Origin of the sequence: Sulfurovum iocasae (genome assembly GCF_047716765.1) — a bacterium.
GTDB lineage: Bacteria > Campylobacterota > Campylobacteria > Campylobacterales > Sulfurovaceae > Sulfurovum.
In genome coordinates this window covers 1168496-1193136 of the sequence record NZ_CP180410.1, presented here as the reverse complement: position 1 = coordinate 1193136, position 24641 = coordinate 1168496, and the positions used below count along the sequence as shown (strand labels likewise).

The 24641-nt window shown below is 38.8% G+C and carries 29 protein-coding genes; 6 read left to right on the top strand and 23 right to left on the bottom strand.

Annotated features, from left to right (window positions below):
- Positions 1-8: 8 nt before the first annotated feature.
- The 7 genes from ACLHDG_RS05775 to ACLHDG_RS05745 all read right to left on the bottom strand — a co-directional run bounded on the left by ACLHDG_RS05775 (position 9) and on the right by ACLHDG_RS05745 (position 5399).
- Positions 9-302 carry a hypothetical protein gene (locus ACLHDG_RS05775; protein ID WP_415408039.1) on the bottom strand — a complete coding sequence of 98 codons (294 nt, stop codon included), beginning with the start codon at positions 300-302 and terminating at the stop codon, positions 9-11.
- A 111-nt stretch (positions 303-413) separates the two neighbouring features.
- Entirely contained in the window at positions 414-1991 is a 1578-nt protein-coding gene (locus ACLHDG_RS05770; RefSeq protein ID WP_415408038.1) for an arylsulfatase, read from the bottom strand.
- Between the two features lie 245 nt (positions 1992-2236).
- On the bottom strand, positions 2237-2818 hold the full coding sequence (locus ACLHDG_RS05765; protein WP_415408037.1) for a phospholipase D-like domain-containing protein: 582 nt from the start codon (positions 2816-2818) through the stop codon (positions 2237-2239).
- Between the two features lie 54 nt (positions 2819-2872).
- On the bottom strand, positions 2873-3238 hold the full coding sequence (locus tag ACLHDG_RS05760) for a DUF5329 family protein (RefSeq protein ID WP_415408036.1): 366 nt from the start codon (positions 3236-3238) through the stop codon (positions 2873-2875).
- Positions 3239-3242: 4 nt separating this feature from the next.
- The gene (locus ACLHDG_RS05755; RefSeq protein ID WP_415408035.1) at positions 3243-3821 is read right to left on the bottom strand and encodes a L,D-transpeptidase; all 579 of its coding nucleotides are present in this window, start codon (positions 3819-3821) and stop codon (positions 3243-3245) included.
- A gap of 18 nt (positions 3822-3839) precedes the next feature.
- Positions 3840-4061 (bottom strand): hypothetical protein, encoded by a 222-nt coding sequence (locus ACLHDG_RS05750; protein WP_415408034.1) that lies wholly within the window; start codon positions 4059-4061, stop codon positions 3840-3842.
- Between the two features lie 138 nt (positions 4062-4199).
- Positions 4200-5399 carry a BamA/TamA family outer membrane protein gene (locus ACLHDG_RS05745; protein WP_415408033.1) on the bottom strand — a complete coding sequence of 400 codons (1200 nt, stop codon included), beginning with the start codon at positions 5397-5399 and terminating at the stop codon, positions 4200-4202.
- 201 nt (positions 5400-5600) lie between these two features.
- Here ACLHDG_RS05745 and ACLHDG_RS05740 point away from each other — a divergent pair, with 201 nt between their 5' ends.
- Positions 5601-6407 (top strand): MATH domain-containing protein, encoded by an 807-nt coding sequence (locus tag ACLHDG_RS05740; protein ID WP_415408032.1) that lies wholly within the window; start codon positions 5601-5603, stop codon positions 6405-6407.
- Positions 6408-6409: 2 nt separating this feature from the next.
- Here the strand turns inward: ACLHDG_RS05740 and ACLHDG_RS05735 are convergent, their stop codons facing one another.
- Positions 6410-7384: a helix-turn-helix domain-containing protein gene (locus ACLHDG_RS05735; RefSeq protein WP_415408031.1), complete on the bottom strand. Its 975-nt coding sequence runs from the start codon at positions 7382-7384 to the stop codon at positions 6410-6412.
- Between the two features lie 104 nt (positions 7385-7488).
- Between ACLHDG_RS05735 and ACLHDG_RS05730 the strand changes: the two genes are divergently transcribed.
- The 4 genes from ACLHDG_RS05730 (at position 7489) to ACLHDG_RS05715 (ending at position 12000) form a co-directional block, all read left to right on the top strand.
- On the top strand, positions 7489-9129 hold the full coding sequence (locus tag ACLHDG_RS05730; protein WP_415408030.1) for a sulfatase-like hydrolase/transferase: 1641 nt from the start codon (positions 7489-7491) through the stop codon (positions 9127-9129).
- 104 nt (positions 9130-9233) lie between these two features.
- Entirely contained in the window at positions 9234-10361 is a 1128-nt protein-coding gene (locus tag ACLHDG_RS05725) for an ABC transporter substrate-binding protein (protein ID WP_415408029.1), read from the top strand.
- A gap of 4 nt (positions 10362-10365) precedes the next feature.
- Positions 10366-11151: a hypothetical protein gene (locus tag ACLHDG_RS05720; RefSeq protein ID WP_415408028.1), complete on the top strand. Its 786-nt coding sequence runs from the start codon at positions 10366-10368 to the stop codon at positions 11149-11151.
- 45 nt (positions 11152-11196) lie between these two features.
- Positions 11197-12000, top strand: coding sequence for a hypothetical protein (locus tag ACLHDG_RS05715; protein WP_415408027.1), 804 nt, complete (start codon positions 11197-11199; stop codon positions 11998-12000).
- A gap of 68 nt (positions 12001-12068) precedes the next feature.
- Here ACLHDG_RS05715 and ACLHDG_RS05710 read toward each other — a convergent pair whose 3' ends face one another.
- A complete protein-coding gene (locus ACLHDG_RS05710; protein WP_415408026.1) occupies positions 12069-12710 on the bottom strand; it encodes a L,D-transpeptidase in 642 nt (213 codons plus the stop codon).
- A gap of 115 nt (positions 12711-12825) precedes the next feature.
- Between ACLHDG_RS05710 and ACLHDG_RS05705 the strand changes: the two genes are divergently transcribed.
- Complete coding sequence (locus ACLHDG_RS05705; protein ID WP_415408025.1) at positions 12826-13071, top strand: hypothetical protein; 246 nt, start codon at positions 12826-12828, stop codon at positions 13069-13071.
- 54 nt (positions 13072-13125) lie between these two features.
- Here the strand turns inward: ACLHDG_RS05705 and ACLHDG_RS05700 are convergent, their stop codons facing one another.
- The 14 genes from ACLHDG_RS05700 to ACLHDG_RS05635 form a co-directional block, all read right to left on the bottom strand.
- Positions 13126-13971: a hypothetical protein gene (locus ACLHDG_RS05700; RefSeq protein ID WP_415408024.1), complete on the bottom strand. Its 846-nt coding sequence runs from the start codon at positions 13969-13971 to the stop codon at positions 13126-13128.
- A gap of 40 nt (positions 13972-14011) precedes the next feature.
- Entirely contained in the window at positions 14012-14647 is a 636-nt protein-coding gene (locus ACLHDG_RS05695; protein ID WP_415408023.1) for a DUF6515 family protein, read from the bottom strand.
- Positions 14648-14661: 14 nt separating this feature from the next.
- Entirely contained in the window at positions 14662-15384 is a 723-nt protein-coding gene (locus tag ACLHDG_RS05690) for a DUF2092 domain-containing protein (RefSeq protein WP_415408022.1), read from the bottom strand.
- An 84-nt stretch (positions 15385-15468) separates the two neighbouring features.
- Complete coding sequence (locus tag ACLHDG_RS05685) at positions 15469-16752, bottom strand: hypothetical protein (RefSeq protein WP_415408021.1); 1284 nt, start codon at positions 16750-16752, stop codon at positions 15469-15471.
- Positions 16745-17386, bottom strand: coding sequence for a tetratricopeptide repeat protein (locus ACLHDG_RS05680; protein ID WP_415408020.1), 642 nt, complete (start codon positions 17384-17386; stop codon positions 16745-16747). The genes ACLHDG_RS05685 and ACLHDG_RS05680 overlap by 8 nt, the downstream gene beginning before the upstream one ends.
- An 8-nt stretch (positions 17387-17394) precedes the next feature.
- Positions 17395-18330, bottom strand: coding sequence for a vWA domain-containing protein (locus ACLHDG_RS05675; RefSeq protein WP_415408019.1), 936 nt, complete (start codon positions 18328-18330; stop codon positions 17395-17397).
- Positions 18323-19306, bottom strand: coding sequence for a VWA domain-containing protein (locus ACLHDG_RS05670; protein WP_415408018.1), 984 nt, complete (start codon positions 19304-19306; stop codon positions 18323-18325). Before ACLHDG_RS05670 ends, ACLHDG_RS05675 begins: the two co-directional genes overlap by 8 nt.
- On the bottom strand, positions 19299-19793 hold the full coding sequence (locus ACLHDG_RS05665; RefSeq protein WP_415408017.1) for a DUF4381 domain-containing protein: 495 nt from the start codon (positions 19791-19793) through the stop codon (positions 19299-19301). Before ACLHDG_RS05665 ends, ACLHDG_RS05670 begins: the two co-directional genes overlap by 8 nt.
- On the bottom strand, positions 19793-20746 hold the full coding sequence (locus ACLHDG_RS05660) for a DUF58 domain-containing protein (RefSeq protein ID WP_415408016.1): 954 nt from the start codon (positions 20744-20746) through the stop codon (positions 19793-19795). The genes ACLHDG_RS05665 and ACLHDG_RS05660 overlap by 1 nt, the downstream gene beginning before the upstream one ends.
- Before the next feature lie 3 nt (positions 20747-20749).
- Positions 20750-21721 carry an AAA family ATPase gene (locus ACLHDG_RS05655; RefSeq protein WP_415408015.1) on the bottom strand — a complete coding sequence of 324 codons (972 nt, stop codon included), beginning with the start codon at positions 21719-21721 and terminating at the stop codon, positions 20750-20752.
- A gap of 9 nt (positions 21722-21730) precedes the next feature.
- Positions 21731-22345 carry a mobile mystery protein B gene (locus ACLHDG_RS05650; RefSeq protein WP_415408014.1) on the bottom strand — a complete coding sequence of 205 codons (615 nt, stop codon included), beginning with the start codon at positions 22343-22345 and terminating at the stop codon, positions 21731-21733.
- The gene (locus ACLHDG_RS05645; protein ID WP_415408013.1) at positions 22333-22713 is read right to left on the bottom strand and encodes a helix-turn-helix domain-containing protein; all 381 of its coding nucleotides are present in this window, start codon (positions 22711-22713) and stop codon (positions 22333-22335) included. The genes ACLHDG_RS05650 and ACLHDG_RS05645 overlap by 13 nt, the downstream gene beginning before the upstream one ends.
- Before the next feature lie 67 nt (positions 22714-22780).
- Positions 22781-23626, bottom strand: coding sequence for a patatin-like phospholipase family protein (locus tag ACLHDG_RS05640; RefSeq protein ID WP_415408012.1), 846 nt, complete (start codon positions 23624-23626; stop codon positions 22781-22783).
- Between the two features lies 1 nt (position 23627).
- Entirely contained in the window at positions 23628-24596 is a 969-nt protein-coding gene (locus ACLHDG_RS05635) for an HAD family hydrolase (protein ID WP_415408011.1), read from the bottom strand.
- Positions 24597-24641: the final 45 nt, after the last annotated feature.

Genomic DNA, 24641 nt, shown 5'->3' with positions numbered 1-24641 from the left:
AGGTATCTTTAGTTACTATACTGCTTTGTATCTATCACAGAAAACGGTGTACACTGCTTTATGTTCCACTTTTTACCCGTTTTACTCAATAGTGCTAAACCACTGGGAGATATTCTATATCCTTCATCAATGATTTCAGTCTTGTCTTCTTCTCCACAGGCCAAAATACCACCATTTTTAAGATGTTCTACTCTCTCCTTTTCTACATTTACAAATAAATAAACTACAGCTATTACCCCTGCAATAAAGAGTCCAACATGTACTCCTTTAAGTTTTTGTAATAATTTTACAATTGTGTTCACTATTAATATTCCTTCGATCTAAAATTTTAAAAAACACATTGATATTCTTTAAAATTTTAAATTAAATATAAAAAATCCATTTCCGTCAAAAAGACGGAAATGAATAGAATGTTAGTTTATTGCTGACATATCAAGAAGTCGTTTGAATTTGCCTTCGGCTTCTTTCAGTTTAAGTGTACCGTATCCGATATTCCCTGCACTTAAAGAACTTCCTGGCTGGAAAGGATAATCTGCCATGGAACCAAGGAATTTCTGAACAAATCCTTGTGCCGGAACCATCATCCACATATTGTCTGCATACCATCTCACATACATTGATGAATCATGCTGAGCACTCTCAAATGGATCAGCTCTAAGATTAGTGATTCTAGGCCATGCTGGAACTTTACGATAAGCTGAATCGATCGCTCCTTCTTCAATAGCAAACGCAATCTTCCAATCATCTACACGTATTGCATTGAGCATACCAGAAGCAGCAAAATACATAATTTCTCTACGAGGACCTTTCTCTACTTTACCTTCAAAATACGGTTTAAAGTTATAGCCATCAAGATGAACTCTAAAGTCCTTACCGTTTGCTTTCATACCCTCTTTAGAAGCTAATTTTTCTTTCACATCATCCACACCGGCAGCTGCGAGGAGTGTTGGCATCCAGTCTTCATGACTCATAGTATCATTATAAACAGAACCTGGTTTGATCGTTCCTGGCCACTTAACCATTTGAGGTACTCTCATACCACCTTCCCACGTAGTACCTTTCTCGCCATAGAATGGTGTTGCACCACCATCAGGCCAAGTAAACTTCTCTGCACCATTATCTGTAGAGAATACAACGATAGTATTGTCTTCTACACCCAGTTTTTTGATATGATCTAACATATCACCAACCATATCATCCAACTCTTTTATACCATCCGCATAAAGAGAGATACCTGTAATACCCTGGTATTCTTTCTTCTGACGTGTCCATACATGTGTACGTGTATAGTTCATCCATACAAAGAAAGGTTTATCTGCCTTAACTGAACGCTCCATGAAGTCTTTTGCCGCAGCACCAAACTCATAGTCCACTGTTTCCATACGTTTTCTAGTCAATGGACCTGTATCTTCTATTTTCCCATCTGCATGAGAGTGGATCACACCACGAGGTCCAAACTTTTTATGAAATTCCGGGTCTTTTGGGTAGTAATAGGTCTCAGGTTCTTCTTCTGCATTGAGGTGATAGAGATTCCCGAAAAACTCATCAAATCCGTGTGCAGTTGGCAAGTGTTGGTCCTGGTCACCTAGGTGGTTTTTACCAAACTGACCTGTTGCATACCCTTGCTCTTTAAGCAGATCACCGATAGTCGGTGTCCACTCAGGAATACCATGAGAAGACCCAGGCATACCAATGGTCAAAAGACCCGTTCTAAAAGGCTGTTGCCCAAGTATAAAGGCAGCACGACCTGCTGTACAAGAGTTCTGTGCATACATATCTGTAAACAGAGCACCATCTTTTGCAATAGAGTCAATATTTGGTGTTTTGTACCCCATCATTCCTTGATTGTAGGCACTCATATTCCAGTACCCTATATCATCACCCCACATTACTAAAATGTTTGGTTTTTTTGCCATGACTTGAGTTGGCATCGCTACTGCAGCAATACCTAAACTCAAAGCCAATAAAAACTTTGAACTATTCTTTTTCATTACACTCTCCTCTTAATTAAATGTACTTAAAGTATAGTGAAACATATTGTCGTAAAAGTGTCACTTTAATAATTTATAGTTATAAAGGAGTATTTACTCCAAAAAATTTACAAATATGTTATAAATATGTTACAAATCGTAAATTTTTGTGTATATAGAGTTTTCAGAAGTATTTTTATATGAGGGTTAGAATTGGTAGCAAGAATACAGACTGCCATTATGCAGTCCGTACACTATCTTTTATTTTAGAGCTGATCTTCAATCGGCATAGCTTGTATGAAATCCGCTTTAAATTTATCCCATCCACTCGTGTGTGGATCAGTGTGATAAACTTTTTGTTTCCCGTCAGTAACTTCTAGCCAGTTCAGATCTCCATTTTTATCTAGAACCACACGATAACTATTTTCAGGTTTAGCACCTTCGTTCATATAGGCAAGGACTTTTTTTGCAAGTGCCGGACTTTCAATATAAAGTCCTCCTTCAGTATTGATAGCTACAGATCGAGGATCAAGGTTGAAACTACCTACAAAAACCGTTTTTTCATCAAAGACCATAGCTTTTGCGTGAAGACCGGAATGCACTTTAGCTAAGTTGGTCTTCTGGTTGATGATAAGATTACCACCTGCATCAGGACGCAACTCATGCATCTCTATTCCACTTTCAACAAGCTCTTTACGATAGGTGGCGTACCCTGCAAAGGCTGCTGCTACATCATTGGAACTCTGAGAGTTAGTGAGGATACGTATCTTGACACCTCTGTTATGCATCTGTTTTAGCGCAGTAGTACCACGTTTTCTGGGAATAAAGTATGGTGACTTAATATACATACTTTTCTTGTCATTTCCTCTTCCTTTTTGTAACGTAATGAAAAAGATGTAAGTTTATTTAATTTCCTTTTTTCTATATCTGTCTAACTCTTCAAGGAGCCACTGTCCACTTTCAACCTTGAGTGATCCAGCACACTTAATGTAGTACTTACTTCCAGACATAGTACTTTTTGTTGCACTGAGTCTTATGAAATCCTCAGCTGAACTAATATCATTTTTAAAATAGTCATATTTCTTCTTTATGTGACTAACCGCCTCTGGACCACTATGAAAAGTACCATTACGGATATATTTGCACTCTGTTGTTTTAACATACTCCAGAAGGTGTGCTATTTCAGTTTTGTAATCTGCCTGTGCTACAATGCTGTTGCAAGACAGCAAGAAGCTAAGTAAAAAAAACTTTTTTACTATATGGTTCATTTTTCTACCGTCTTCTTTTACGCGTATACTTCTTCTCTGTCGTATAGATACGCTTCAGATCAGATCTAGCATGGTGCATAAAACGATGACGTGTTACCAATACCGGCATATGCAATCCTGCCCATTTATAGAGTATTTGAATATCAGCGTGATTCACATGAATACAGCCATGAGAAGTCTTAGATATATTCCCTTTATGAAGGGCATGTCCATTGTAGGTGAAGAAGAGACTGTAGTCCATATTGTTGCTGCCATCTTCCTCCGGGAATTCTTTTGATGCATAGAAACGTTCTTTTCTAAGTACTTTCCATTTACCTGAAGGTGTAAACTCTACCTCTTCACCCGATGAGATACCCCCGCTTAACCAAACTGTCCCATCTTTATCTACAGCATAGAACCTACCATCACTCTCTTCTTCCCTTACTGACACAAGGATGAAATCTTTTCCTGCCAGGTCTATCTCATTTTCTATGCCCTTTTTGTTAATATAGGTAAATTCTGTTTTTGACAAGGGTATCAATTCACTAGTTTGTGCAAAGAGAAGTGTAGAGAAAAAAATAATAACGATACAAATGTATTTCATTTAAATCTTCCTAAGCTTTTAAATCACAGCTTTGATTGCTTTTTTCTTTGCTTTTCTTTCCATCTTGTTTTGCTTTTTATCAAGATCAAGAACATCATTTTTTGATTTATCTTTGATAGAAGTTGTATCTTTTACTGTTGATTTAGTCTCATGTTTAACAGCATGTTTTGCAACACCAGTCGTAGGGTTAGCCAATATCGCTGCAACAGCAATAGAAGAGATCAGTAATATTTTTTTCATGTTTATCCTTTGATTTCATATATACAAGTATAGTGTAACATAGTGTCTGAAAAGTGTCATTTTAATAATATATTGTTAAAAAATGGTATCCATGTTACTACTGATCAATATTGTGTTATACAATATATCAGATCACTTTTAAAATGCTCCCCAAGCACTTCCTACAGTGATATAGACTGCAAAATCATTTTCTTCATTTGTGGCAAAATCCAGACCACCCCACAGACCAAACTTTCTTGCCAACTCATAGCGAAAACCAACGCCACCTGCAGGATGTGTTGGAGCATCCTGAAAACTTATGCTTTCTTGAACAGCTCCCGACCCTGGTACAAAGCGGTATTCATCACCATATACCTTTCCTGCTCCACCAAACAAGACCATATTCCATCTGTCTATAAACTCCCAGCGAACTTGCATTTCACCCAACAACATTTTCTCGCCCTGATACCGCATGGCAGTTATCCCCCGCATATTGATAGAAGGTTTAGCTATATAAGGAATCCTGTCACCATCAGAAGCATGCACTGCTTCACCCTCCACTCTTAAACCAAAGGTCACCTTATCCATAATAGGATGAAAATAAAATGCTTTTGCACCATAACGCCAGAAATTCTCATTCCCTCCAAAGTTCTCATCAACACGTCTTAGTGATGCTTTGGCAAAAAGACCTTTTGACGGTGTGAAGATCGTATCTCGCGTATCGTATTGTATCACTGCTGCTAATGCACCCATCTTGAACTCATGTTCAAACAGTGGGTTGAGGATAGGTAATTCTTCATTATTTTTTTTACTGTCAATATCAACATAGACGTAATTACCACCCAAAAAGAAATTACTCTCTCCAAGTCTAAACATCAGTTCCTGATACGCTGCATATCCTTTTAAGTTCATATCTATACCAATATCACGCAGATAGAAATTCATATTTATATCTAAAGCCCCAACAGCTGTGGTAGAACGGATAGTGTCTTCTTTCCAAAAACCCAGATGGTACGCAGCACCAAATAATGTGCCATTTTCAGTACCAATCCCTGCAACACCAGAGATAGACGGAGGAGATTTTCTTTCTATACTCGAAGCCAAACTATCATGCAAGAACATAAGATTCAAACCACCTCCATAGCCTACAGCAGGCTCAGTAACAATAACAGGCATAGGCATAAAACCATATTTTGTTGATAAATAAGCACTCATGTCAAACTTTCCGTCATCTTCACCGAAAAACAAATTCTTATCAAAGCTAAAAAAGCCTGTTTCTTTTGCTGCATTTGATTCTTCGGTACTATGAAGGAGTGTTAGAAAGCAGACTGAAATAAAAAGTATTTTTAAATTATGCATTTTCACTTCCTTGGAAATTATAGGTTCCCTTATGTAATAACTTTTATTCAGTGTAAGAAATTTAATTCTATCACATTCATCCTATCTAATATATACTATACGCTATCCATAAAGAAAAATTTGCCGAAAATAGATATAGAATATCATTGTTGATATTAAACTATATGTTACAATATCCTAATATAACGACAAGGAATCATTATGTCTTTTTTAAAATCATCTTTCGTAACGGCACTGGCACTATTGCCCATACTCTCTTTTTCGGAAGGTATGAGTGAGGCAGAGCTAGAAAGCTTGGCAAAAACAGCACAAAACCCTATTGCCAGTATGATCTCTTTGCCTTTTCAGAACAATACCAATCTCAATATCGGTCCCAATGATGAAACACAAAACATTCTCAATATTCAACCGGTTTGGCCTTTTGAGATCAATGATGATTGGAACTTTATAACCAGAACTATCGTTCCTGTTGTTTCTAACCCTGATGTGCTTACAGGAGAAGGACGTGTAGATGGCATAGGAGACACACTTTTTACCGGTTTTCTCTCTCCAAAAGATTCGGGTAGTATCACATGGGGTGTCGGTCCTGCCATTCTTATGCCTACAGCTACCAAAGATGTATTGGGTCAAGATACATGGGGAGCAGGTATCTCTGCAGTTGCTTTAGCAATGCCTGGCAACTGGGTAGTTGGTTCACTTGTGAGTAATATCTGGTCAGTCGGAGGAGGAGATGCTGACATTAACCTCTTTACCTGGCAATACTTCATCAACTACAACCTGGATGATGGTTGGTATCTTGTCTCTGCGCCTATCATCACAGCAAACTGGGAAGCAGACAGTGATCATAGATGGAAAGTGCCATTTGGTGGTGGTGTTGGGAAGATATTTAGAGTGGGAAATCAACCTATCAATGCTCAACTAAGTCTTTACAATAACGTGATAACTCCAGATGATTATGGTCCGGAGTGGCAAGTGAGAGCACAGTTCCAGTTTATGTTCCCTAAATAAGACTACTCTTTTAGCGTTTCCGAAGGCAACTCTCCAAAAAAGTCTTTATAGGCTTTAGAAAACTGCCCCATATGGTGAAAACCAAATCTTCGGGCAGTTTGTTCCACTGATCCTTTTTTCATTTCTGATACTTTGAGTTCATCTCTGATCTTTGTCAGGCGTAGTGCTATAAGGTATTGTTTGGGAGAAGTATTCAACTCTTCTTTAAAATAGTTTCTAAGCGTACGTTCAGATAGCTTAAATTTTTTAGCTATCTCTTCTATAGTAATTTCTTCATGTAGATGGGTATGCATATAGGCCCTGGCTTCCATAAAAAACATATCTCTTTCCTGAACTACTTTATCTTTAGCACAATCCACTTGTGAACCTATTTCCTTGAGGAATTTCATTGGTAAAAAATTAAGAAGCAGTTTCTTTCCTTCCGGGCTGATCACTTTATGTTTCAGTGATGATGCATCATCCAATATATCTTTAAGTTGTCCCCTCAATGAATCTGCCTGTTCCAGATCTAGTTCTACCCTGTCTATTTTAGAAAGTTTCTCTTCGATCATATCTAGCCCCAGTTTCTGGGTAAGTTCCTGAAAGTGTGATCGGTGAATGGAGAGTGTATAAATATGAAACCCATCATAAGTAACAGCATTGATCTCTTGTCCTGGAGAGTAGATGACCATAGTTGATGCACTCTGTGTTGTTGCATGGTTAAACTTGAACATTGAGGCATCTTCACCCATGATGACAAAAGTCCACATATCTTTAGGTGCTGCACCTTTCTGGTCTAAATGGCAGTCAAAATGAGTATGCCCTATCTGTACCTCTGGTAAGATCATCTGTTTGAGTTCAGAATAGAATGATCCTCCGTCCAATTGCAAAAAATCAACATCCCAGGAGTGAACTACTTCTGTAAAGTGATCAAAGTTATTGATTTCGAAATCTATCCATAAAAAAGGTTCTTGTTCTATATTATTTTTAATAGTCATAACATGATTATAACTAAAAATAATTTATATTTGCCGAAAATAGATATGGTAAATGTTAATTCTGGATTATAATAAAGAGATACAAATATTTTAAAGGAAAAGAAATGACACAGACATTGATACAAAAGATATTATCTGTTTCTGCAATAGCTGCACTCACAGTAGGTACAGTAAATGCAGCAGAGATCATACATGATGCAGAACAAGGCATACTTCAAGCACAGTATGGAGACAAGTGGGCGAAACAAGATGTGGGGGTTCAGGCAAAGCTTGATGCTCTTTATAAAAAAACAGGTAAGAGACCAAACATCATTCATATCATGTGGGATGATAACTCTTATGGTGAAGTAGGGGTTAAAGCCTTCAATAAGATCCGTGGTTTTGATACACCTAATTTAAATACGATGGCAGATGACGGAATCACATTTACAAGAATGTACACCGAACCATCTTGTACACCTACCAGAGCTGCTGCCCTAACAGGTCGTTTAGCTGTTCGTTCAGGTATGTACACTGTTGCTTTTCCGCCAGAAGGTGGAGGTCTTCCGGCTGAAGAAGTAACGATAGCCGAGATACTTTCAGAGGCTGGTTACAACACTGCTTTCTTTGCAAAAGCACACCAGGGTGACATAGAAGAATCTTACATGCACAACCAAGGTTTTGATGAAGCAACTTTCTCTCTTTACAACCAGTTCCCTCCTATGTTCTGGCATGAGCAAGGTGAAGGTTCAGGGCTTACTATTGGATATACTAAAAATGGTACAGAGAAAAAGTATTTAGTAGATGAAACATGGAGACCGTATGGTTATGTTATGGATGTTACAGGGAAAAAAGGCGAAAAGGCGCGTGAAACACTACCTCCTTCATTAGAGAACTATCGTAAATCAAGTATAAAACACCAAGAGCTGGCGCTGGATTATATTCGTCGTAAAGCAAATGATAAAAAACCATTCTACATGGCATACTGGCCAAATGTATATGATCTAATTGCTGACCCAAAAGAGCCTGTCACTACAAGTAATGGAAGTTTGTTTGCACAAAATATAGAACGTCTTGACCGCTACATCGGTGAGATCGTTGCTGAAGTAAAAAAACAAGGTATTGAAGAAAACACTTTAATTGTTGCGATGGCAGATAATGGTCCTATGGCAGAAGTTCCATCAGCGATGTATCAAAATGTATTTAATGGTGGTAAAGGTTCATATAAAGAGGGTGGTATTCGTGTTGCCGCGTTTGCACAATGGCCAGGTATGATAGAAAAAGATCAAATCGTTGGAGATATGATCACAGTACATGACCTTTTTACTACTTTTGCTAAACTAGGTAATGCTACTAAACATATCCCTACAGATCGTATTATTGATGGTATTGATCAGACTGCTGTTTTCTTGGAAGGTGATGGAAACTCTAGAAGAGATTACTACCATGTTTACACTGGTCCGGTTCATGCTGCTACCATTAAACAACAGTTTAAAAGAGTTTGGCTCGGTGGTCGTCCAGGTTTGGTTAAAAATGACTTCTACAATCTTTACCTAGACCCAAGAGAGATGCGTGGGATGATGGCACAAATGCTATGGGCATGGGGACCATTTGATATGATGAAAAAGCGTCATGATGCGATGAATAAAAAGTATCCATTTATACCGACACGTCATGGTGTTCCATTTGAGGGTATTGAAAATCTAACACCTCAGACACTGATTTATCAAAAAACGGTTAGAGATACAATGAACACAGGGAAATAAGTATAATTTCTTTTATGGTCCTTTTTAAAAGGGCCATTTCATAGTTTAATCTGAATTGTAAAATAATACAGTTGAGATCAAACTATTCATATAAAGGTATACCTATGATATTTTTCTCCTTCACACATAAATTTCTAAGAGCTATACTTCTCATATTCATCATTCTAGGCACTTTTTCTTTTGCTGCTTCACAAAATAAAACAAAACTCTCTACAAACAAAACCCTTCTCACTATTAAAGTAGCCGGATACGATTTCAAACGACTAGAAGCACTCTTTGACGGACGCGTTAAAATAGAAGGTTGTGATGCAACATTTCAAAAAGTGGGCATCGGCGATATGAATACCGATGCTTTCTCTGGCCCTCAAACCTATGATGTCACAGAGATAGGTCTACACCCTTTTATGCTTGCTTACGCTAATGACAATTTTCGCGATTATACACTTTTGCCTATTTTCCCTTTACGTCTTTTCCGACATAAAAGTATATTTATCTCTACAGACTCTGGTATAAAAGTACCTAAAGATCTCATAGGAAAAACCATCGCTACTCCTGGATACTCTTCTACTTCTCTTGCATGGATACGCGGGATACTACAAGATGAATACGGCATCACTCCTCAAGATGTAAAGTGGATCACATCAGCAAAAGATTCATCTGCTGATCTTGCAGGGAAGATCTCTAAGAATGAGAAGATCATCCCTAAAGGTATCACGATAACAAGTGGAACCAAAGACAAAGATGAGTCTGACCTACTTGTATCGGGTGAAGCCGAGGCTCTCTTTCATGCGGCAGAACCCAAAGCCTACATAGAAGGCAATCCTAAAGTCACCAGACTTTTTCCTGATTACCGTAAAGCAGAACATGCTTACTATAAAAAAACCAGTATCTTCCCCATTATGCATGCGGTGGCTATAAAAACAAGTCTTCTGAAAAAACACCCATGGCTTGCAAAAGCAGTGTTTGATGCCTATTCGGAGTCCAAACAATTAGCATACAACTATATGACAAAACAGGGTTGGCTTAACGATATGCTCCCCTGGTATGCTCAAGAGTTAACAGAAACCCGTGCCTTGATGGGAAAGAACTTTTACTCTTATGGTCTTGAAGCCAATCGTAAAGCGCTAGAAACACTGTTCCGTTATTCTCATGAACAGGAACTGACAAATCGTGAATTAACTGTTGATGATCTTTTTGATCCATTGGGTCATAAGCTTAGTGAAGAGAAATAGAAATATGATTCTCAAAAAAATAGCTACAGTACTATGCATCACCTTAGCTTTTAGTACAAATATCTCGGCAGATACCAATACCACTGAAGAGCTTAAAGACATGTCGGACCCGTTGGCTGTCTATACCCGTGGAGGGATCGGCATTACGAATAGAGGGCTAAATATAAAAATTGGTATTCAGTACAATACAGATGATGCCAACAAAAATGTAATGAATGTCTTTGAGATAAAAGGAATCGGAGGCGAAGGCATAGGATGGGATGGTCCTTATGAGCGAAGTAATTCTGTAGATTCCTTACGCTACCGTAATTTCTCTGTAGATAAAACAAACGGACGAGGTACGCAGATAGATGTTACTTATGATCGACATAGCGAATCGGGTGTTGTAAGCTACAGTCTTTTACAAGGCTTGCCAAAGTGGAAGAATTTTAATCTTTATCCACTGGTAGGTGTAGGAGTTTCTTATGCAAATAATGCACTCCAGGATGATGGTACGATCCAAAGTGGCTTCTCTGTCCCCGGAGTACTAGCTGTAGTCGGAATGTATGGAAAATACACCATAAATGATAATATTTGGCTCAATTACAATCCTTTCTGGACAGTAGGTTTAGTAGGTTCTGACCTGTTTATGGATCATGGTTTTGAGGGTGGAAGCAGTGTATTGACACATGAAGCTACCGTCTCCTACAAACTCAATCCACGGTCAAATGTACGCTACTATGGAAACTGGTCTGAAAACATTGACTTTAAAGATGCTGCTCATCGTATAGAGTATAACTATCAGTTCTAGAAAGTATAATATATAAACAAATTATCATAGTGAAGAGGAGAAACCATGAAACTTAAAAATATACTCTTAGGCTCTGCCTTACTTTCATCGACATTTTTTGCATCCACACTTTTTGCTGGAGGAGACATAACTCCAGTTGAACCAGTAGTAGAAGAGACTTCGGTAGAAACTTCAGCCTGGTCTTTTGAATTTGAACCTTATATGATCATCGCTTCGATGTCCGGTAATTCACAAATGGGACGAGGACCCAACCTAGAAATAGATGTAGACTTCTCAACCATACTTGAAAACCTTGATATGGGTGCAATGGCTCACTTTGAGGCACATCATGAAAGTGGTTGGGGATTATGGCTTGATTATGGCTTTATGGATCTTTCAAGTGACATTACGGGTCCTGTGGGTGGCGTTACTGATGCGAGCATAAGACAAGGTATCTTTGAAGCTTTTGGTATGTATAGACAAGAGTTATCAAAAGGTTATGTAGATTATCTTGCAGGTATCAGATGGTGGGATAACGATATAGACGTAAGTCATACTATTCTACCTGTAGCCATAGAGGTAGAAGAAGACTGGGTTGACTTGGTGGTAGGTGCCAGATGGACTACACCTATTAATGAAAATTGGAACTTTAGCGTACTTGGAACCATTGGTGGCTTTGGACTTGAGTCTGACCTTACTGCAAGTGGTGCCATCGGTGTGAAATATGTTATCAATGATCTTTTAGATCTCGATCTTCAATATAAAGCGACATGGGCTGACTATGAAAGCGGTACTAAAAGAACAGCAGATTATTTTGCTTATGACGTTGTAACTTATGGATCTATTATTGGACTTAATTTTAAATTTTAAAATATTGAGATACTCTATGAGGGAAAAGAATCATTCCTCTCCCTCAGTGGATCAGCATCTGCGATATTTTACTCACCCATTTTTGGCTTAACAGGCGGAAATGCTCTAATAGCTGCTTTTATATGTGCCGGTGTTTTAGAAGTCTCTTTATATCCGGCTTTTAACAGATCATAATAAGCAAACGGCATATAGTGTTCTCTAGTAATCACAATTTTTGTTTTATCTTTTTTTGCCCAGTTGAACATACTCTCTGCACCTTTCGGTCCTACATGTATACATCCATGAGACATGGCATCATCATTACCCATATGGATAGCATGACCTCTTTGTGTGAACCATAAAGAAAAATCCATATTGTTTATACCTGAAGCTTCAGGATGTGCTTTTGACATATAGAAACGCTCTTTTCTGAAAACAGTAAAGATACCTGATGGTGTTTCATGTCCTTTTGCTCCTGAAGAGATAACAGCTGCCCACCAGATAACACCATCACTGTCTATAGCGTAAGCAGCACCGTCTGCTCCCTGTTCTCTTACTGAAACCACGATGTAGTCCTGTCCTGCAAGATCAACGATATTCTCTTCTCCATTGTCACCCATAACAGCAAATTTTGATTTACTTAAAGGGAGTACTTTACTCTTTGTATCTTCTGCATGTATCCATTGTGCAGAGAGCATTATGGCGATCCCCAATGCTAATATTTTTTTCATTTATTTTCCTTTTTTATTAGTTATTTAATTATATAATTTTAAGTAAAACTTATCATTAAATAACCTATTTTTTGCTATAATTTTTGATATTATATCAACTAAAAAGGAACAAAGAATGACAAAAACCATCAACGTATCACTTATTGCTGCTACATCACTTCTATTTACAGCATGTACAAGTTCAAACACTCCTGCACCAGTAGTACAGAGTCCAAGTTTTAAATTAGGTGCTCAAGATGGATGTACCACTGCCAGTGGAGCATATACAAAAAGCAGTGAAGCTTTCAACAATGACAAAGAGTACCAAAACGGATGGTATGCCGGTCGTAAAAACTGCAATCCATCCCAAGTACAATCGTAAATTAAATTTTTCTATGTGCAGGATAACTACTCTGGTAGAGTATTCATCTGCATATTAAAAGTGGAAAACCAAACCTAGCTTTGGACCATACAGGTCAATATCATTAATCAGTCCTGAACCATCTCCATCATAATGTATATAACGATATGTCAATAAAACATCTCCCCAGTTGAAACGATACCCTAGACTTGCCTCTGCCTGCCATGTAAGATCAGAATGTCCTGCTCCTATGTCAAACAGATAAGGTACATACCAGTTCTCACTAAGATTTACATCTCCTTTAATACCTATCAAGGCATCATAAAAATCTACTGATGGAGATAGCCCTATATCTCGATCATTTATTGCAAATTTAATATCTGTCCCCAGATAAAAATAACGTGTACCTGCAATGATCTCCAGTGTGATATTCTCTGTCTTTATAGTGTTGTACCCAGCATAAAGACTAACAAGTACTAGTTCAAGTTCTTGTTCAGTAGCAACTTTGATCGGATCTTTATTCAGTACAGGAGGCAATGAAACAGACCCTTCTTCTGAATCTGACATTTTAAAATAGATCCCATCTACCAGGAAAGACCATTTCTCTTTTCGGACTTCATATGAACCCATAAAGATCGCATCTATCTTATCGATGAACTTGGTAGAAACCGTTTCATCTGGTGTTCCCGGTGTACCTGGTTCTCCAGGCTCACCAGGTGTCTCCGGAGTACCTGGAATCGTATATGCTAATGAGCCATCAAGACTGGGAAGCCAGCCGTATATTGACAATTTATGTTCCCAACCGCTACTCTCTTCTGTAAGCACTGGAGCTGTTACTGTCTCTTCCACATCCAGTGAGACATCTCCACCAGCAGTCACCAATGAAAAAGTAAGCAATGTACCTGTAATTATCTTTTTCACCCTACTCTCCTTTATATAATTAATATTTTACAGTTCCAAATCAATAAGGAGAAGAGACTGCTTCATACTGAAGATTTCCACCATCATAGAAAGGTTTAAACCAAGTACCGTCACATTGCTTATAGCTAACGCCGCTTACATTCATCGTTGTACAGCTTGAACTCATGGAAGCAGAAGAGATTATCGTTCCTATCGCCACAGCAGTTAGCATTGCAAAGGTAAATCTTGCCACTGGATGATAAGTTCCACCATAGTAGTATCCACCACCACGATAAAATCCACCATGTACAGGCCTCCCACCATAATAACGATTATTCACATTCACATTTCTATTTACATTTCTATTCACGTTTTTATTTCTATTTACATTTTTGTTTCTGTTGGTATTTCTATTTTTGTTTCTGTTAGTATTTCTATTTTTGTTACGGGTATTTCCACGATTGGCACTACGGTTTCGAGTACTCCCGCCTCTGCGGGCACCTCCACCACCTCTACGGGCACCGCCTCCACCTCTTCTTGCTTCTGCTGTGTTGAGCAGAGAGATATTCAGCTGTATTGGAGATACACTATAACTATTTGAGGATTGAACATTTGTCTCAACAGTTACCGATGGAGAGAAAAACCCTATCATCGCGGCAACTACTGTAAACTTAACTAATATACTTTTCTTTTTCATTTTATCTCCTTTGCTTAATTTGTAGCATCAACTGATATCTGTGTTGCACCTTTAGGTGCTTTAAAGATAAAATCACTGTCTGAGATCTTTGGATTGCTATTCCAAGTGATTGATGTATTAATTCTAGGATTACCTTCAACTGTTGTATCGATAATACTATAATTTATGATCTGTGGCGTATCTCCTGTTGTGATCCAGACATGTACTTCTCTGACTCTGCTTTTAAAGGCTACATAATCACACTCTACACCGGCTACATCCACTGTACCAAAGTATTTACTTCTTTTAAATTTCACACGTTTCCCCATATCACTATAGATCAATGAAGCCAAAGGTGCTCTGATGCCATACAATTCAAAAATAAGATCAAGTGTACCATCGATCGTCTTTGGTGTTTCAAGTTGACCATAATAGCCATGTCCATGATCGATCATTGTAAAGATACCTCCATTAATATAAGAACTTCTATTTTTGGTGTCTCCTTTGGTATCTACACGCAGTTTACCCGGTCTATCTACTTTAACAGATACATCCTGTCTATATGTCTTTACAACCGCTCCATCTTTAACTTCATCATCCAAAACAATGGCATCAAAAGCATATTTATCCATACTGCCTATATGCTGATATGCTTTGTTTATGATATCTTTAGCAGACCTTTCTGCTGCGAATAGGTTTGTACTGCTGAGCAAGAGTGCTATACCTGCTGTGCAGAGGAGTTTTTTGTGTAAGTTCATTTCCCATCCTTTTTTGGTTTAATATATTATAGTATATCCTAAAAAAATAATATTTTATCTATCTGAAAAAGTAATATTAAAGTATTATAATATAGGATTAATATTTTCTGGCAAACCCTCCTGCCTGACTTGCTGTTGTTTAAGCAGCACTTCTCTGAACTTTGTAAGTTCATTGATAAAATTCTTTTTATCAAATGTTTGTTGTGGATCAACCAATACCTCTTCCAGTTCATGAAGTGCATCACGGAATGACGGCTGTACTTCAGTGATACCTCTAAACCCAACTCTCGAGAGCTTAGGGTCAGCTACTTCCAACCAGGAGTAAAAATCATGATAAAGTGTAGTCATATCACTATCCTGACAACTATCAAGTAAAGTTTTAAATCGTCCCTCTTCACTCTGCATATAGGCAACTTTTTTCTCTGCTTTTTTCTTCTGTATATAAGGAATTAACTTATAAAGTACACCTATAAGTATGAGGATTAAAAGTATGCTCAAAGCCGAGGGTTTCTCTTCTTCTGAAGGCGTTAAAGAAGCAGCTGACTTTGGATTTGGTAAAACAATAAAATGCAATGATGGTGTCTTTTCCGTGTGTAAAACTTGTTCCGCAGGATTCCACCAGATCAACTTTTGAGAGGGAATGCTTACATTGCCCTCTTTGGCAGCTACGAAGGTAAAAGAGTCTGTACGCGTAACAATAGTCGCTGTACCTGCCTCTTTACTCTTTAGTATCGGCTCTTCTTTGTAGATCTTAAGACGTGGGTTTTCAGAAAAATGGATAGGCTTCAAGAGAATGTCCGGCACATTTTTTGCCTCCTGTATAACCTTTAGTTCTATGGCATCCCCTACTTTGATCTGAGTGACATTTGTTTCTGAAAGTTTTGGAGAGACATCACTCTTTAAAGTGTAGTTCGGTGTAGAGAGAACAAAATCCTCTTTTCCTACACCCTTAGGTGCACGCACATCCAAGATCAATGCATCTGACTGAAAAGTAAAATTATTATCAGGCTGACCATAGCCCATCGATGCTTTAAATGCTATGTCTATAGGTGTTATCGTGATCTTCCCGGCATGCAGAGGGTAGAGTTTATACTCATAATGCACCACCTGCCACTGTGTATCGTTGATATCTAGCGTTTCTAAAGATGAAGCACTTTTGGGTGCCACGACTATATAATCTTTAGAGTTTTCCAATCCTATCTTCGCATTCATAATACTAAACGCAGTTGTTTTTAGATCAACTTTCAAAACAACTTCTTCACTTACAAAACGATCTTTCTTCTCAACAGGATAAACAGAAATAGCACCGTCAACCGCAAAAAGACCAAAAGTCAATGCTACAAAAAGAAAAAGAATTCTGCTATTCATGCTTATCCTTTTGCATTGCATACTGATAGGAGAATTTATGCTTTAAGAAATCTTTAGGTCCGGTCTGGATACGGTCAAGCCAATTGGCATTTCTGCTTTCACTGGTCTCCCCACTCCCCTCCTCGGTCACATCTTGTCCTTTATTTTCTGTATTATCATACACGATCTCATCTGCACCCAACTGACCTACACCCTGCTCGCCATCATTCTCAACATCAAGCATTGCTTGTCTGGCAATGGCAAGTGCCATATTTTCTTTCGCCCAGGTAAAATTTGGGTCTATTTTAAGTGCGATCTCATAGGCTTCTATCGCCTCTTTGTATTTACCAAGCATCATGTGGCTGTTGCCTAGATTGTATCGTCCCTCTTTACTGCTGTTCATCATATAAACTGCTTTAGCCTTTTTGAACTCACCAGCCTTGTAGAAAGATGCCCCTTTATAAAACGTGTTATCAAACACATCAGCTGCTTCAAGATACTTTTTAGACGTGAAGAGTTGATAGCCCTTTTGATCGTTAGTGATCCAAAGTTCTCTCCAGGATCCTTTGTAAAAGAGAAGTCCCCATGCAAGCACGATGATGACAGCTGCATAAAAAGTCCAAAGTGTACGATGCTTCAATAAATATGCCTTCATGATACCTTTCATGATACTCTCCAGGCTTCAGCTATAAACCCTTGTCTAAACCACAAGAGCATAAGCAAAAGAATAAGTGGTATCAACATATAGCCACCATCTTCATAACGTGTATCATCTTTTGCGCCTGCCTGTTGAAATGCCGTATCGACCCATGAAGCGATCTTTTTAACATCCTGATCATCTACGGTCATCCCAGTCCATTCAGCACCTAAGAGAGATACACTCTGTTCAAAGCCTTTAGCATCAAGCAGTTCAGGCGAAGCCACTGCAAGAAACAGCACTTTTGCATCCTGTGTTAAACCTTTTTTACTTAGTGCATTAGCCTGTGCAGGATCAACAGCATCTGCAAAGACAACAATCGTACCTCCTTCATTATCAAACTGTTCGGAGGCAAGCAGAAGAGCATCTTTGAGGTTATCACCTTTTTGGGGCATGATACCTGGGCTCAGTGCTTGAGAAAAAGTATTTAAAATGGCATGATCTTTTGTCAAAGGTAGTACCAAATGCGCAGAACCACTGTATGCCACAAGTGCAGCTTTGGTATCTGGACGCAGATCCATCAGATCTTTCATTTTGAACACAGCCCTTTTCAGACGAGAGGGAGTAAGGTCTTTGGTCTCCATACTCTCTGTTACCTTCATTACAAAGACGATCTGCGCTTCATCTTCAGTGAAAGGTGCAGGTTTGAGCTGCCAAGCTGGACCACTGAGTGCCAGGATGATAACAGTCCATACGATACCCAAGTGCCAGGGAGCTTGTATCTTAGATACCTTTTCTCCTGATTCAAGCAGAAGATGAGACAAAAGTTTTGGATTTACTATGGCTTTCCAACGTAAAATGTCATTTTGTTGTCTCAGTAACCACCAGACAAACAACCATCCCGGTATCAACAAAAGTAACATCCAAGGTCTTAGCAGATGAAAAAGCTCCAAACTACTCATGCCGACCTCCCCATTCTTTTTTGCCCATCAGTCCCAAAGTATATAAGAACATCAGCAACAAACCTAAGGCTAAAGGGTACATATAAAGCTCTCTTACCGGACGGTAACTCAACTCTTCAACCTTTTTAGGTGTCAACTTGTCTATCTCATCATAGATCTCTACAAGTTCCTCACTGTTCCAGGCATAATAGAACTTCCCTTTTGTCTCAGAAACGATCGCTTTGAGTGTCTCCGTATCTATAGGGTGTTCACCTGCATTTTTAGGGTCACCCATAGCAATGCTATAGATCTTAACATCATTTTCAGCCGCAAGTTTAGCTGCGGTCTTTGGTGGTATCTTTGAACCTGTATCATCTCCATCACTCATCAAGATCAACATTCTGTCAGTAACATTGCCTTCACGAAACATTTTAACACCCAGACCTATGCCGTCACCTATCATCGTTTGTGGTCCTGCCATGCCAACCTGTAGTTCGGAAAGAAGATGATTGAGTGCATCCAAGTCCTGAGTAAAAGGTGACTGCACAAACGCAGCAGAGCCAAAGAGTATCAGCCCTATCTTCTCCCCTTTTCTTTTTTCAAAAAAGGCAGAAAGTACGTGTTTTACTGCTTCAAGACGGTCTATATTTTTACCATCCTTCCCTTTGAAATCCTGAGTAGACATAGAACCCGAAAGATCCACTGCAACCAGTATCTCACGTTGCGATATCTCTTTGACTATAGGTTCCCCGATAAGTTGTGGTTTTGCCAATGCTATCACAACAAGAGACCAGACCAAAAGAAGCAGAAGTTTTTGAAACAATGTAGCTCGGGAAATACCCATACTTTGTTCTTTATTTCCCTGCACACTACGTATGTCTTCCATAAAGCTAATCCGTAAGGCAGAGCGTCTGCTAATATATCGTAAAGGTAAGTAAGCCACTAAAAATGGAGCTAACAACAAAATAAATGTTAAAGGATGTAAAAACTCAAGCATCAGCTTCACCTTTATGCGTTGTTATCCATACTTTTGCCACTTTAGATATCAGTTTTACATCTTCTGTCGTAGCTTCTGCATAGGGTGAGTAGAGGATCTTTTGGCTAAGTTCCCGTACTTCTACATCTACTTTAGTTTTGGAGTGTTTTTCCATAAAGTCCCACCAGGCATCATCACTTAATGCTGCTACTTTTTCACGCCCAAAGTGTTGAAGCCCCACACGCTTCATCAGTCCTAACAAAGTACTTATCTCTTTGCTTGTATCTTCTCCTAACTTCATTCCAGACAAAACTTTCAGCGCTTCACGACGATAGAGGTTCTTTTGATAGGTAGACCAATACTTCAACCCTACGTAAATGCCATAGGTAAGTACCAACAGAGCCAAAGCATACCAACCCGGAGCAAGCGGCCAGTACGAGACAGCAGGAGGGATAATGATGTCATGCAGTTGATCCAAAGAAGCATTGACAGTCACATTACTTTCCATCACACTCTCCTTTTTGCAGAAACAGCTGCTCCCAACTGTTCCTGTACCTGGTCAAGTACCGGTCGTTCTGTTGATATGCTAAAAAGAGGAATCGTATGTTTTTTAGATAAATGCATCAATCCTTCAACACGCTCTTCCATTCTCCCCGAAAAGCGTTTTTGAAAGCTCTGTGAGCTACTGTCTACATCTACAGAGACAGTCCCATCACTCAAAAAAAGTGAGCCTGAAGCATGTAACTCTTTTTCCATAGGGTCATACACCAGTGCAGCGATGACATCATTATGTGCACTTAATGCAGTGATATATCTGGTACTCTCTTCATCCATAGCCCTGCCGTCACCGATCAGAATAACCAAGTCATCATGTTTTGCTGTGGCAGAGACGATCTTAAGTGCTTCATTGAGTCTATCTTTGGTATTGTTAGAATTGGAAGCATGAAGTGCCTGATTCTGTTTTACCACTTCAGAGAGGATGTGTATCACCCCTTGTTTGCTTCGCTGTGGTTTGAAAAATTTTAAAGTTTCATCATTGTAAACAACTGCACCTACACGGTCACCTGAACCCACTACACGAAAAGCAGAAATTGCTGTTAAATGTGCTGCTGCAACAGATTTCATCATCATTTTTGTACCAAAAAACATAGAATTTCTCTGAGAGACCACCAGCCAGACATTACGGTCACGCTCTTCGTTAAAGACTCTTATGTATGGCTTACCTGTACGTCGAGTTGCCTTCCAGTCCATAGAACGAGGATCATCCCCCTGTACATACTGTTTCATTTCAGAAAAGTCCATACCCCGACCACGTACTTTTGAGCCGTGTCGACCACTTAAAATGGAATGTACCGGTTGGGAAGGCAGAAAGCTAAATCCTTTAGCCACATGGCCAAATTTCAATAGTTCATTCAGTGTTACATAAACACCGTTTTCATCTCTTTTTTCATCTATTCTCATGGATTATGCCGGCAGTGCAACCAGTTGAAGCACTTTGTCTATGATCTCATCATTAGAGATACGTTCTGACTGTGCCTCGTAACTCTGAGTGATACGATGACGAAAGACATCATGAACAACTGCACGTACATCTTCAGGTGTCGTATAGTCTCTACCTTGCATCCAGGCATACACACGCGAGCACTGATCCAATCCCAAAGAAGCCCGTGGACTCACCCCAATGTCTATGAGAGAAGACAGTTTTTCATCATACTTTTCAGGATAACGTGTAGCAAACACAAGATCAACAATGTATTGTTCGACTATCTCAGTACTCTTCACATTGGCGATCTCATCACGTGCAGAAAAGATCATCTCTTGAGGAATTCTCTCTTTTATACTTTCTTTGGTTTTCCCACTCTTTTCCCCACGTACCAGTCGTATTACCTCTATCTCAGAAGCTGCATCAGGATAGGTAATGTTCACATGCATCAAAAAACGGTCTTTTTGAGCTTCAGGAAGGGGGTATGTTCCTTCTTGTTCTATAGGGTTTTGAGTTGCCATAACGATGAAAAGTTTAGGAAGTTTATGTGTTTTTCCCGCCACAGTAACTTGCCTCTCTTCCATTGCTTCAAGCATCGCGGCCTGTACTTTGGCTGGCGCACGGTTGATCTCATCTGCTAAGATGATGTTTCCAAAAATAGGCCCCTCTTCAAAACGAAACTTATACTCCCCACCCTCTTCATACATATTTTCCGAACCGGTCACATCTGAAGGGAGCAGATCCGGAGTAAACTGGATCCGTGAGAACTTAGAATCGATCGACTTTGCCATTGCTCTTACAGCTCTGGTCTTTGCCAGCCCGGGAAGTCCCTCTACAAGTAGATTCCCATTTGCTAACAGACCAATGATAAGTCGCTCAACGATATTCTCTTGACCAATGATAGAAGCATTCATTCTTTGTTGAAGTATTTGAATAGATTCGAATGGCGTCATAGTAGTTCCTTAATATGTAATTTTATGCATCTCAATGAGTGCTTGATAATCTCCATTATCAGCTTTTTTAAGTGCTCTAATATATTTGTCTCTATTGGGATTCTCTTTTGCCAACAGATCTTCTTGCCAACGTACCGGCATAAGTCCATGTTGTCTCAGATATATATTGGCTAACATCCTGGACCAGCGACCATTTCCATTTTGAAATGGATGAATTTTAACTGCCCTGTGGTGTATCCTTGTAGCTATTTCTATGCTATCGAACGTTCTGTTTTTATTCCAAAACTCTATATCATCAACTAACTTTTTTAACTCTGTAGAGACCAAATAAGCTTTAACACCTATAGACAATTCACATTGTCTAAGCTTACCTGCCCACTCCCATACATCACCAAACATCTCTTCATGAAGTGTTAGCAACCATGCATAAGAAAAAGAAGCCTCCTTCTTTGTCGGTTGGGCTGAAAGATATTTTAAAGTTGCATTTGCTATATTCTCAGCCTCTTTGATATATATCTCTTTAAGTGAATATGCTCTATCTTTCGATAATTTCAATCCCGAAATATCATCTAACGGTGTTGCATCATCCATAGGCTTTGTACTATCGATCACTATGCTACCCACAACCGATCTCTATAAGAACCTGTCAAAAACTCTTTTTCAAACCTGTGTATCATCTTATCAAGAGTACTTTTTTCTAACCCTTGTAGTTCCAAAGCAGAGGTGCCCTGAACCAGTGAAACCATAAATATCGCTTTCTGCTTTGCTCGTTTTTTTTCAAGTTCTTTTAATGCTACTGTTTCATTACCTGCAAAATCCAATCCTAAAATATTTGTGATCTTCTCTACAGTACTTAGTTTTACATCTTCTCCGGCAAACAATCTGTTGACAGTCCTTACACCACTATGACTTAACTTTGCAAGATTTTCTATAGAGATACCCAACTCTTTTTTTCTAGTTTCAATTTTATCTATGAGTTGTGATCTTGTCATAATATATCCTTTTTATTATTATGCCATAAGTGGCATATAAAAATCAACCTAAGAACTTATATTTAATTTACCCGAAAACTTTTTTACATTTTTCATATCCGTAATCGATCATCTCTTGGGCACGGGTAAACTCTAACGTGCCACAAAGATTACGAGGGATCTCTATCTCTATATCCGGAGGATAAGCGGAAAGCTTCATCCTTGCTATGGTTCCCTGCATCGCATCAAAAGACTGATCTGCAATTTTGATCATACTGTTTCGTGAAGTAAAGGTATCAGGGATCGCAACATCTTTAAGATATTCTATAACCTTTTCATGAAATGAATCAACTTCATCTTCCACTACTTCAGTTAAAGACACATCAATATCACCACCTAAATTTACAGCGATGGTAAGGTCGGTTTTATCATTAAATGTGGGTGCAATAGGCACAGGGTTAAGTACTCCACCATCTATAAGATCTCGCCCATGCAAATGATAAGGAGTAAAAAAGAGTGGCAAAGAGATCGATGCACGAATAGCCTCAAGTAAAGAGCCATGATTTATCCATACCTCTTTTTCTGCCTTTACATCTGAAGCGATCGCTGTGTATTTAATGGGTAAAGATTCGATTTGATGTTCACCTATGAGTTTTTTCATTTCACTCATCAAGGTCTCCCCGGATACAAGCCCTCCCGAACCTTTAAAATCAAGAAGTTTTACCATACCAAAGGTATCAAGTTCTATCAACCAGTCTGCATAGTCATCTAACTTTCCAGCAGCATAAAATCCACCGATCAGTGCACCCATGGAACAACCTGAAATAGATTTGATCTCATAGCCCTTCTCTTCAAGATAACAAATCACCCCAATATGTGCTAAACCCCTGGCACCACCACTCCCTAAAACAAGTGATACTGATCTTTTTTGCATCTTATTTCTTTAGCTCAAAAGGATAAATAACTTTCCACTCATTTTTCATATCAACGATCGTCCAGTTATGTTCTTTTCCATAATCCAAACCTTTATCAAGCTTACCAATATGTGACTTTCTATCATAAGCCCACTCTCTCTTATCATCAGTGTGGTGAACATAAAGCTGTAAGGTTTTATATTTTTTGTTTCCTTCTGTATATTCCATCATGGCAAAGTCACCGTCAGAGTTTCCAAAGGCAGCAACAGGACGTTTACCAATGTGATAATGAATACCGACCGGTTTTCCCTCTTTATCATTGATCGTATTTGAGTTTGGTACTCTTATGATCTTGCCATTTTCATATTTTACTGAAAGCGTTGATCCAATAATTTGATTTGTGGGAATACCATACACTTCTGATGCCCAGGGGCGCATAAAGTCTATACCACCACCAGAAACAATGAATGTCTTAAAATCATTAGCACGCAAATACTCTAAAAGTTCAAGCATTGGCTGAAATACAAGATCGGTGTAGGGTACATTTTTCGTCGGATGTTTTGCTGTTTTTATCCAGTCAATAACGATAGCATCAAATTCCTCATCACTCATCCCTGTATGTGTAGCCATAATGAGTTCAAGAAGCCCTTTTTTCCCACCTTTAATAACCTCTTTCATATTACCTTCGATCACTGCTTTAAAAGGTTGTGTACTTTTCCACTCCGGATGTTGTGGCAACAATGCTTTTACCCGATCCATAGCAAAGTAAAATTGAAAATATACAGGTCTTTCACTCCAAAGTGTACCATCATTGTCAAACACCGCGATACGGTCTACCACAGGGATGAAATCCGAACTATTAACATCCGTCACAGCGTTAACATAAGAGATAATATTACTTTTGGATTTTCCATCATTCCATGATACAAGATTTTCTTGAGCTTGTGATAGCGAGAGAAGTAAAATAAGTGAGAGTAGTATACGAAACATAATTTTTCCCTTTATAATAAATGCTAATTTGCAATTTCTATTGCA

Bases quoted from the DNA above. Each gene is read 5' to 3' on its own strand.
- ACLHDG_RS05690 (WP_415408022.1), bottom strand. From the start codon at position 15,384: ATGAACTTACACAAAAAACTCCTCTGCACAGCAGGTATAGCACTCTTG.
- ACLHDG_RS05770 (WP_415408038.1), bottom strand. From the start codon at position 1,991: ATGAAAAAGAATAGTTCAAAGTTTTTATTGGCTTTGAGTTTAGGTATT.
- ACLHDG_RS05755 (WP_415408035.1), bottom strand. From the start codon at position 3,821: ATGAAATACATTTGTATCGTTATTATTTTTTTCTCTACACTTCTCTTT.
- ACLHDG_RS05695 (WP_415408023.1), bottom strand. From the start codon at position 14,647: ATGAAAAAGAAAAGTATATTAGTTAAGTTTACAGTAGTTGCCGCGATG.
- ACLHDG_RS05635 (WP_415408011.1), bottom strand. From the start codon at position 24,596: ATGTTTCGTATACTACTCTCACTTATTTTACTTCTCTCGCTATCACAA.
- ACLHDG_RS05685 (WP_415408021.1), bottom strand. From the start codon at position 16,752: ATGAATAGCAGAATTCTTTTTCTTTTTGTAGCATTGACTTTTGGTCTT.
- ACLHDG_RS05640 (WP_415408012.1), bottom strand. From the start codon at position 23,626: ATGCAAAAAAGATCAGTATCACTTGTTTTAGGGAGTGGTGGTGCCAGG.
- ACLHDG_RS05745 (WP_415408033.1), bottom strand. From the start codon at position 5,399: ATGCATAATTTAAAAATACTTTTTATTTCAGTCTGCTTTCTAACACTC.
- ACLHDG_RS05705 (WP_415408025.1), top strand. From the start codon at position 12,826: ATGACAAAAACCATCAACGTATCACTTATTGCTGCTACATCACTTCTA.
- ACLHDG_RS05730 (WP_415408030.1), top strand. From the start codon at position 7,489: ATGACACAGACATTGATACAAAAGATATTATCTGTTTCTGCAATAGCT.
- ACLHDG_RS05720 (WP_415408028.1), top strand. From the start codon at position 10,366: ATGATTCTCAAAAAAATAGCTACAGTACTATGCATCACCTTAGCTTTT.
- ACLHDG_RS05645 (WP_415408013.1), bottom strand. From the start codon at position 22,713: ATGACAAGATCACAACTCATAGATAAAATTGAAACTAGAAAAAAAGAG.
- ACLHDG_RS05760 (WP_415408036.1), bottom strand. From the start codon at position 3,238: ATGAACCATATAGTAAAAAAGTTTTTTTTACTTAGCTTCTTGCTGTCT.
- ACLHDG_RS05765 (WP_415408037.1), bottom strand. From the start codon at position 2,818: ATGTATATTAAGTCACCATACTTTATTCCCAGAAAACGTGGTACTACT.
- ACLHDG_RS05665 (WP_415408017.1), bottom strand. From the start codon at position 19,793: ATGGAAAGTAATGTGACTGTCAATGCTTCTTTGGATCAACTGCATGAC.
- ACLHDG_RS05740 (WP_415408032.1), top strand. From the start codon at position 5,601: ATGTCTTTTTTAAAATCATCTTTCGTAACGGCACTGGCACTATTGCCC.
- ACLHDG_RS05680 (WP_415408020.1), bottom strand. From the start codon at position 17,386: ATGAAGGCATATTTATTGAAGCATCGTACACTTTGGACTTTTTATGCA.
- ACLHDG_RS05750 (WP_415408034.1), bottom strand. From the start codon at position 4,061: ATGAAAAAAATATTACTGATCTCTTCTATTGCTGTTGCAGCGATATTG.
- ACLHDG_RS05660 (WP_415408016.1), bottom strand. From the start codon at position 20,746: ATGAGAATAGATGAAAAAAGAGATGAAAACGGTGTTTATGTAACACTG.
- ACLHDG_RS05725 (WP_415408029.1), top strand. From the start codon at position 9,234: ATGATATTTTTCTCCTTCACACATAAATTTCTAAGAGCTATACTTCTC.
- ACLHDG_RS05735 (WP_415408031.1), bottom strand. From the start codon at position 7,384: ATGACTATTAAAAATAATATAGAACAAGAACCTTTTTTATGGATAGAT.
- ACLHDG_RS05675 (WP_415408019.1), bottom strand. From the start codon at position 18,330: ATGAGTAGTTTGGAGCTTTTTCATCTGCTAAGACCTTGGATGTTACTT.
- ACLHDG_RS05715 (WP_415408027.1), top strand. From the start codon at position 11,197: ATGAAACTTAAAAATATACTCTTAGGCTCTGCCTTACTTTCATCGACA.
- ACLHDG_RS05710 (WP_415408026.1), bottom strand. From the start codon at position 12,710: ATGAAAAAAATATTAGCATTGGGGATCGCCATAATGCTCTCTGCACAA.
- ACLHDG_RS05655 (WP_415408015.1), bottom strand. From the start codon at position 21,721: ATGACGCCATTCGAATCTATTCAAATACTTCAACAAAGAATGAATGCT.
- ACLHDG_RS05670 (WP_415408018.1), bottom strand. From the start codon at position 19,306: ATGCTTGAGTTTTTACATCCTTTAACATTTATTTTGTTGTTAGCTCCA.